Here is an 8211-nt window from a genome sequence, read left to right as displayed (position 1 = left end):
GCTTAGAGCTTAGAGCTTAGAGCTTAGAGCTTAGAGCTTAGAGCTTAGAGCTTAGAGCTTAGAGCTTAGAGCTTAGAGCTTAGATTTGAATCTAACTGTACTTTAAACTGAACATATTCAGAATCAATTAAATAGTGTCTAACTGTTGCTATTCACTGACGGGTTACTTACTTTAGCTGCAAATGTGGAATGCAGACTTAAGGATATTCGATGAAGCTCGAGATGATTTGTACTGGTGAAGAGGTGTTAGCGGGTCAGATTGTTGATACTAATGCTGCCTGGTTTGCCAATACTTTGATGGAGAAGGGCATTGAGTGTCAAAGGCGAGTTACAGTAGGTGATCGACTGGAAGATCTGGTCGCAGTATTTGAAGAGCGAAGTACTCAGGCTGACATTATTTTGGTGAATGGTGGTCTGGGCCCTACCAGTGACGATCTCTCTACAGAGGCTATGGCGTTGGCCATGGGTGTACCCTTGGTAGAAAATCAGGAGTGGCGAGTCAAGTTAGAAGATTGGTTTTCCAGAAATAACCGTGTGATGGCCGAAAGTAATCTTAAGCAGGCGTTACTACCTGAGGGAGCCGTTATGATTGACAACCCTTTCGGTACGGCTTGTGGCTTTGCAGTAAAACTTAATCGAGCATGGCTGTTTTTTACGCCCGGTGTTCCGTTTGAGTTTAAACGCATGGTTACAGAGCAGTTCATTCCTTTTGTTGAGGAGCGCTTCTCTTTGCCTGAGTCTGTTGCTGTCAGTAAGCTTCTTACTCTTGGAAGGGGCGAGTCTTCCCTGGCAGATGAGCTGGAGGTTATTGATCTGCCTGAAGGGATAACTCTGGGTTACCGCTCCTATATGCCCTACATCGAAATAAAACTTTTTGCACGGGGGCAAGCAGCCATCGACTGCTTACCAGGTATTAAAGCCGAGATTAAAACGATACTGGGCAATGGGGTTGTCGCCGAGAATATCACCACACTCGATCAAGTGATACATGAGCGACTGCTTAACACGGGCCTGAGTTTGAGTGTTGCCGAGTCCTGTACCGGCGGCATGATCACCAGTGGTCTGGTTGCTTTCGCTGGAAGCTCCTCATATCTTCACCACGGCTTGGTAACTTATAGTAATGAGGCGAAGGTGAAGGTGTTGGGGGTTAGCCCTCAGACACTGGAGGATTATGGTGCCGTTTCGATTGCTACGGTAGAGGAGATGGCAAAGGGAGCCCGTGGCATTCTTGAGAGTGATTATGCTCTCGCTACGAGTGGTATCGCCGGCCCTGAAGGTGGGACTTTAGATAAGCCTGTTGGGACAGTTGCCATTGCACTCGCAACAAAGTCTTGTGTATATAGTCAGATGGTTAAGTTGCCTGGCCGCTCGCGTGCATTGGTTAGGGCTTTAAGTACTGCGGTTGCTTATGACATGTTGAGAAGAGAGTTGTCCGGCGAGGCTGTAGTTGTCGATTACTCCTCTTTTTCTCGGTTCAGCAAGTAACTAGAAACAAAAAATGCCATTAATGAGTCATCTCACTAATGGCATTTTCTCACCTCTATACTGATTGATACTACTTATCAAAAATAAGCTTCAGCTTACCCGGCTTGACTTCAATTCTCTTAGTCATCTCGGCAATTAAAGCCTGATTTGATTGTGAGGTATCCAATACATATACAGGCTGGGTTTCCAGAAAGTGAGTGAGGAAGCTCATCATCTGCGGGGCAACCTGTTTTACCGCTTTTTCGATATCTTTTGGATTCGACTCAATATTGGTCAGTCTCAGTTGTCTTAAGAAGACACTGTGGCTCTGTGAATCGTACCAAGGCTCAGCCTCGAAGGTAGTCCTCATATCTGCACTGAGCGGCAGTAATGGGTTCCTAACCTTGATCACGCTGTTAGCCGACACCGACATAGTGTCAGGCTTATGCCCGAGTGTTACGTCAATATCATTGATCCGCATCTCGATGCCAAAGAGCTGATTTCCCTCTTTGACCTCGAAATGTATCTCATCAGACAGATAACCCTCCAATTCACTCTCGGTGATGCTGTACTGGCTGACACAGCCAGTCAGTAACAGCATTAAGAGAGGAGCTATATATCTAAGCATCTTCATTAGCCGGTATTTCTCATGCCTGCTGCAACGCCGGCAATGGTCAGCATCAGTGCCAATTCAACATTGGTTGAGGCTTCCTCCTCTTTACGGGTTCGAGCCAGCAGCTCTGCTTGAACAAAGTTCAGAGGATCTATGTAAGGGTTTCGAAGCGTTACCGACTCCCTGTTCCAGGGAGTATGCTCCATAAGAGCATTAGACTGGGTTAACTCCAGAACGGCTTTGATCCCCATCGCCAGCCGTGAGCGAAGCGCTTTACCTAAATGGTGGAGGTTTTCTGGTACTAAACAAGTTTCATAATATTTTGCGAGATTAGGTTCAGCCTTAGCATAAACCATCTCCAACATAGATATACGAGTCTTGAAGAAAGGCCAGTCACGTTCCATCTCCTGTAATAATGCCATCTCTCCGCGATCGCTTGCCGCTTGCAGGGCCTCTCCGGCTCCGAGCCAGGCGGGAAGCATCAAGCGATTCTGTGACCATGCAAATATCCAGGGGATGGCTCGAAGGCTCTCTATGCCGCCATCAACCCGGCGTTTAGCCGGTCGGCTGCCTAAAGGTAGTTTACCCAATTCAATTTCAGGTGTTGCAGCCCTGAAATAGGCGACAAAGTCGGGCTCCTCTCTCACGATAGAGCGGTATGCGTCAACAGACTCCTCGGCCAGTTTTTGCATACAGGCTCGCCATTCGGGTTTAGGCTCAGGGGGGGGAAGTAGTGTCGCTTCCATCACCGCAGATGTATAGAGTGCCAGACTCTGAACAGCAAGTTTAGGCAGGCCGAATTTAAAGCGGATCATCTCTCCCTGCTCTGTGACGCGAATGCGTCCATCTACAGAACCTGGCGGTTGTGAAAGGATCGCCTCATGCGCGGGGCCGCCACCCCGACCAATAGTTCCGCCACGGCCGTGGAACAAGGTTAGCTTAACTTCTGCTTGCCTGCTGATCTTCACCAACTCCTCCTGAGCGTGATATTGAGCCCAGGCGGCAGCCATGACTCCGGCATCTTTTGCCGAGTCAGAGTAACCAATCATTACCTCTTGATGGCCTTTGGTGTAGCCGCGATACCAGTCAATAGCGAAAAGTTCTGACATGCAGGCAGAGGCGTTATTGAGATCGTCTAGTGTCTCAAACAGCGGAACCACTCTCATCGGGTGAGGACAACCCGTCTCCTTAAGCAGTAGCAAGACAGTTAAAACATCTGAGGGTTTACTGGCCATTGATATTACATAGGAGCCCAGAGCCTGTGCGGGCTGAGTTGCTATTAGCCTGCAGGTGTTAACGACCTCTGCAACGTCATCGCTCGGTTGCCAATTTGATGGAATGAGTGGGCGTTTACCGGTTAGCTCTCTGAGAAGAAATGCTTGTTTTTCACTCTCATCCCAATGATTGAAGTCTCCCATGCCTAGGTAGCGTGTCAGTTCGGCAACAACATCGCTATGGCGTCCGGCGTCCTGCCTGATATCGAGTTTCAGCATGTGAATGCCAAAACAGGCAAGTCGACGTAACATATCCAGTAGAAGCCCGTTTGCTATTAGACTCATCCCGGAATCGCTCAGACTCTTATAGAGCATTAACAGTGGCTCTTTAAGATCGCTTTCGTGCCAAATTATCGTGCTTAGGTCTACTTCTGGGTTGTGACCTTCCAGACGTGCATTCAGGAAGTCGACGGTGTTGCGTAACTTGAGCCTCAGATCTTTGAGTACATCCCTATAGGGCTCGAGACTGTTGTTGGTGTATTCCAACAATTCATCATTGGCTTCCTCCACCGAAAGCTCGTTAACGAGTACGACAATATCTTTCAGATAGAGGCGAGCTGCGGAGTGACGATTACGGTCGAGCACCTCCTGGGTGACTTTGGCCGTTACAAATGGGTTGCCGTCACGATCCCCCCCCATCCAACTTGAGAAACGTACCGGAGCTATGTCCGTCGGTAGCTGTTTACCTGTGCGCTCCTCTACCTGCTCGTTGAGTTGTCTGAGAAAATCGGGGATCGCCTGCCAGAGGGAGACCTCTATGGTGCTAAGCCCCCAACGTGCCTCATCGACTGGAGTCGGTCTTTCGTTTCTGATCTCATTGGTATGCCAAATCTGAGCGATCAATTGTCGTAAGCGAAGGTGTTGCTGTTTCTTCTCTCGTTCGGTGAGTTGAGGGTTTTCCAATGCCGCCAGAATATCGATCACCGAGGAGTATTTTTGAATGAGAGTTCGACGAGATATCTCTGTCGGATGGGCCGTCAGTACCAGGTCGATATCTAAATTATTGAGGCACTCCAGCATCTTCTCTTGATCGATATTACTACTCAATATGCGACCCAGAAGCTGTTCAACGGGATCCGGCACACAGACCAACTCGTCACAGTTACGACTTATGGTGTGAAACTGTTCTGCGATATTTGCCAGGTTGAGAAATTGGTTAAAGGCTTTTGCAAACGGAACTAGCTCATTATCGGGTAGTGCAGTGAGAAGTTTAAGCATCTCCTCTCTGGCTGCTTCATCACCTTGTCGTGAACTCTTTGCTAGTTGACGGATCTGCTCGATCTTTTCAAGAAAAGCATCATCTAAATTGGTGCGTATTGTCTCACCAAGAACTTGCCCTAAGGTACCCACATTTGACCTTAAAGACGCATACATATCTGCCATAAATGCTCCATACCTGAATTAGTGCTAATCAACCACAATACCCAGCCTCCGCGCCTGAGGTCAATACAACAGGCGAAGATTATGTAAACTTATGTGCTCTATATCACTCAGTGTCAGGCTGAGCCTTTGAGGGCATAAGTAAACCGAGAGTATTGATATCAACCGACATTGTAGCCAGTTTTATTTTATACATGCCTGATAAATTAGCTTTTTTAATAGCGATATTGTTTGATCTATATAGATAGTGTCGAGGAACTCATCGGGTTGATGAGCCTGCTCGATGCTGCCTGGCCCTAACACTAAGGTCTGGCAGCCGAGTTTCGATATATAGGGAGCTTCGGTGGCATAATTGACCACCTCTGGTGCATTTGCCGATAACTCTGCCACCAAGCGAGTCCAGCTGCCGTTGGCATCATCAGCAAATGATTCTGAACCCGGATAGAGTGGGGCGACATGGATACTGCCGGGATAGGTTTCATTGATTGGCGTCAGGTAATTGGTTACCAGTTGCTCCAACTCCTCCAGAGCAAGTCCGGGAAGAGGGCGGATGTCGATATGTAGATCGCAACATCCACAGATACGATTGGCTGCATCGCCACCGTGTATATGACCAAAGTTCATCGTAGGGTAGGGAACAGAGAAAGCCTCCTCCCGATAGTTTTCGGCTAAGTGTTGTTTCAGCTTGAGAAGTTGCCCCATAACCTGATGCATGATCTCTATGGCGTTAAGGCCTTTCGCCGGATCAGAGGAGTGGCCGCTTCTGCCTGTAACCCTTATTCCCTGAGTTAAATGTCCCTTGTGCATATAAACAGGTTTTAAACCTGTGGGCTCCCCTATGATTGCATAGTCCGGTGCGATCGATTTAGCCGCTGCAAATGCTTTTGCTCCATTCATGGTTGTTTCTTCATCGGCACTGGCGAGAATATGTAGCGGACGTTTAAACTGTGCCAGCGGCATATCTTTTACGGCGGCCAATACCAATGCAAAGAATCCCTTCATGTCACATGTGCCTAAGCCATACCAACGATTGTCCTTCTCGGTTAGCGTGAAAGGATCCTGACTCCAGCGGCCTTCATCAAATGGCACAGTATCTGTGTGTCCTGCGAGCAGTAGGCCGCCTCTTCCGGTGCCGAAACTCGCAATCAGGTTATGTTTCTGGCGAGAGTTTGGCACAGGCTGTATCGAGCATTGAAACCCTAAATCATCAAACCAGTTATGCAATAGGTCAATTACGCCTTGATTGCTCATATCTTGCTCGGCTTCGAGAGCACTAATTGAAGGGATAGCAATAAGTTGACTAAAGCTGCTTTTAAGGTCCGGGAGAGATGTCATAAATTATCCTTAAAATATATATTCAAATATATTGCATAAATAGTTTGTTGTGTTAGTCTATCAAACAGCTAAGACAAGTACCACACTACAGCGATTATTATTGAGAGTATAAATGATGATTTCATATCAGAAAATTTGCATAAAGGTTATGCGTACTGACTTCCTGCGACGATAAACTTGTCAAATTGGTATTTCTACCAGGGCTTAAGATGTGCCCCTCTTTTTTTCTTTAAAGCTTATACCCGAATTAAGAAGTCATAGATTATGAAAAGCATTGCTATTATTGGTGCCAGTGGATACACAGGCGCACAAATTACCTCTCTCATTGAAGCCGATGAAAACTTAACTGTTCAGGGCCTATATGTCTCAGAAAACAGCTTAGATAAAGGTAAGCCCTTATCTGAGCTCTATCCAAGCTACAGCCATATTTCATACACACTCTCTCCTTTGTCTGATGAAGCAAAAATGTTGATTCTGCAGCAAGCCGATGCAGTGGTGCTGGCAACGGATCACGCTGTGAGTTTGCACCTGGCGGCGTGGTTTTATCAGAAGGGGCTGGCTGTGTTTGACTTGAGCGGAGCATATCGTTTTTCGGATATGCAGCAGTATCCTAAGTGGTATGGTTTTGACCATGAATATCAAGAGGTTCTAGCTGATGCTGTCTATGGATTAGCAGAGTGGAACAATGAAGAGATCGCAAATAGTAAGATGATTGCTGTGCCTGGATGTTATCCGACGGCATCATTGACGGCACTCAAACCTATCGCACCGCTTTTAACTGATGCATTCCCGGTGATCAATGCAGTGAGTGGTGTAACAGGAGCTGGAAGAAAAGCTCAACTTCATACCAGTTTCTGTGAGGTCAGCTTAACCCCTTATGGTGTGCTCGGTCACAGGCATCAACCCGAAATTGCAACTCAGTTAGGGCAAGAGGTCATATTTACTCCTCATCTGGGTAATTTTAAACGAGGTATTTTGGCCACCATAACCGTGCAGCTGAAATCCGGTACCACAGAAGCAGATATCGCTGCTGCATACTCTGTCTATGACGAGGCCCCGCTTATAACGGTCAAACAAAATCAATTTCCTAAGGTAGATGACGTTGTAAACACTCCAAACTGTCATCTGGGATGGAAGTTCGATCCCGAGACTCATTATCTGGTTGTTGCCAGTGCAATCGACAACTTGATGAAGGGAGCTGCCAGTCAGGCCCACCAATGCATAAAGATTCACTTTAATTATTAACTTCTGTTTTGCGAGAGAGTAATGACTATGTCAGTAAACAAAAGCACCTTGGTATTAAAAGTTGGCGGCGCCTTGATGCAGTGCGAAATGGGAATGGCCAGATTGATGGAGACTGCGGCGAAGATGATTGCTGATGGCCAGCAGTTGATCATGGTTCATGGCGGAGGTTGCCTGGTCGAAGAGCAGTTAACCGCAAATGGCATGGTAACTGAGAAGCTGGATGGGTTGAGAGTAACGCCTCAAGAGCAGGTTCCTGTCATTGTCGGAGCACTAGCCGGAACTTCAAATAAGATCCTTCAGGGAGCGGCAATAAAAGCGGGCGTGACCTGTGTGGGCATGAGTTTAGGTGATGGCGACATGGTTTCAGCTAAAGTTAAAGATCCATGTCTGGGCTTTGTCGGTGAGGTGAGCCCGAAAAGTGCAACATATCTGCAATTTATTCTGTCTCAAGGATGGATGCCGATAGTCAGTTCTATTGCCATCGATGCCCAGGGGCAGTTATTGAATGTTAATGCCGATCAAGCAGCAACAGTATTAGCCAAGCTCGTCGATGGAAAATTAGTTTTACTCTCAGATGTTTCAGGCGTTTTAGATGGTAAAGGTCAGTTAATCAAGAGTTTAAATCGTGCTCAGGTTGAGGAGTTGACGCAAATTGGTGTCATCGAGAAAGGGATGAAAGTGAAAGTTGAGGCTGCACTGGAGGTGGCAGAATCGATGGGACAGCCTGTTCAGGTTGCTTCATGGCGTCATGCCGAGCAATTGATTGCACTGTCTAATGGGGAAGCGGTTGGAACACAGATCCAACCTGATTAGCCATAGTTCAGGAAACAATTTTTGGATGGTGAAAGAGCGGTATCACCATCACGCCAACATAAATAGTGTAAGGCTTGATCAAGATAT

At 47.1% G+C, this 8211-nt stretch carries 6 protein-coding genes; 3 read left to right on the top strand and 3 right to left on the bottom strand.

The annotated features are described in order from the left end of the window. Window positions 1–210 precede the first annotated feature (210 nt). Window positions 211–1485, top strand: coding sequence for a CinA family nicotinamide mononucleotide deamidase-related protein (locus tag Q1B47_RS21290; protein WP_299798645.1), 1275 nt, complete (start codon window positions 211–213; stop codon window positions 1483–1485). 70 nt (window positions 1486–1555) lie between these two features. Here Q1B47_RS21290 and Q1B47_RS21285 read toward each other — a convergent pair whose 3' ends face one another. The 3 genes from Q1B47_RS21285 to argE form a co-directional block, all read right to left on the bottom strand. Further along, window positions 1556–2098 carry a DUF1439 domain-containing protein gene (locus tag Q1B47_RS21285; protein ID WP_299798642.1) on the bottom strand — a complete coding sequence of 181 codons (543 nt, stop codon included), beginning with the start codon at window positions 2096–2098 and terminating at the stop codon, window positions 1556–1558. Continuing rightward, a complete protein-coding gene (ppc, locus tag Q1B47_RS21280; protein WP_299798639.1) occupies window positions 2098–4734 on the bottom strand; it encodes a phosphoenolpyruvate carboxylase in 2637 nt (878 codons plus the stop codon). The genes Q1B47_RS21285 and ppc overlap by 1 nt, the downstream gene beginning before the upstream one ends. Window positions 4735–4914: 180 nt before the next feature. Then, window positions 4915–6066: an acetylornithine deacetylase gene (gene argE, locus Q1B47_RS21275; RefSeq protein WP_299798636.1), complete on the bottom strand. Its 1152-nt coding sequence runs from the start codon at window positions 6064–6066 to the stop codon at window positions 4915–4917. 264 nt (window positions 6067–6330) lie between these two features. Here argE and argC point away from each other — a divergent pair, with 264 nt between their 5' ends. Both argC and argB read left to right on the top strand, forming a co-directional pair. Further along, window positions 6331–7311 carry an N-acetyl-gamma-glutamyl-phosphate reductase gene (argC, locus tag Q1B47_RS21270; protein WP_299798633.1) on the top strand — a complete coding sequence of 327 codons (981 nt, stop codon included), beginning with the start codon at window positions 6331–6333 and terminating at the stop codon, window positions 7309–7311. A 27-nt stretch (window positions 7312–7338) separates the two neighbouring features. Next, the gene (argB, locus tag Q1B47_RS21265) at window positions 7339–8124 is read left to right on the top strand and encodes an acetylglutamate kinase (protein ID WP_299798631.1); all 786 of its coding nucleotides are present in this window, start codon (window positions 7339–7341) and stop codon (window positions 8122–8124) included. Window positions 8125–8211: the final 87 nt, after the last annotated feature.

Source organism: uncultured Shewanella sp. (assembly GCF_947501225.1).
GTDB lineage: Bacteria > Pseudomonadota > Gammaproteobacteria > Enterobacterales > Shewanellaceae > Shewanella.
Note: the sequence above shows the minus strand (reverse complement) of the source record. Positions and strands in the feature narration are given on the sequence as shown.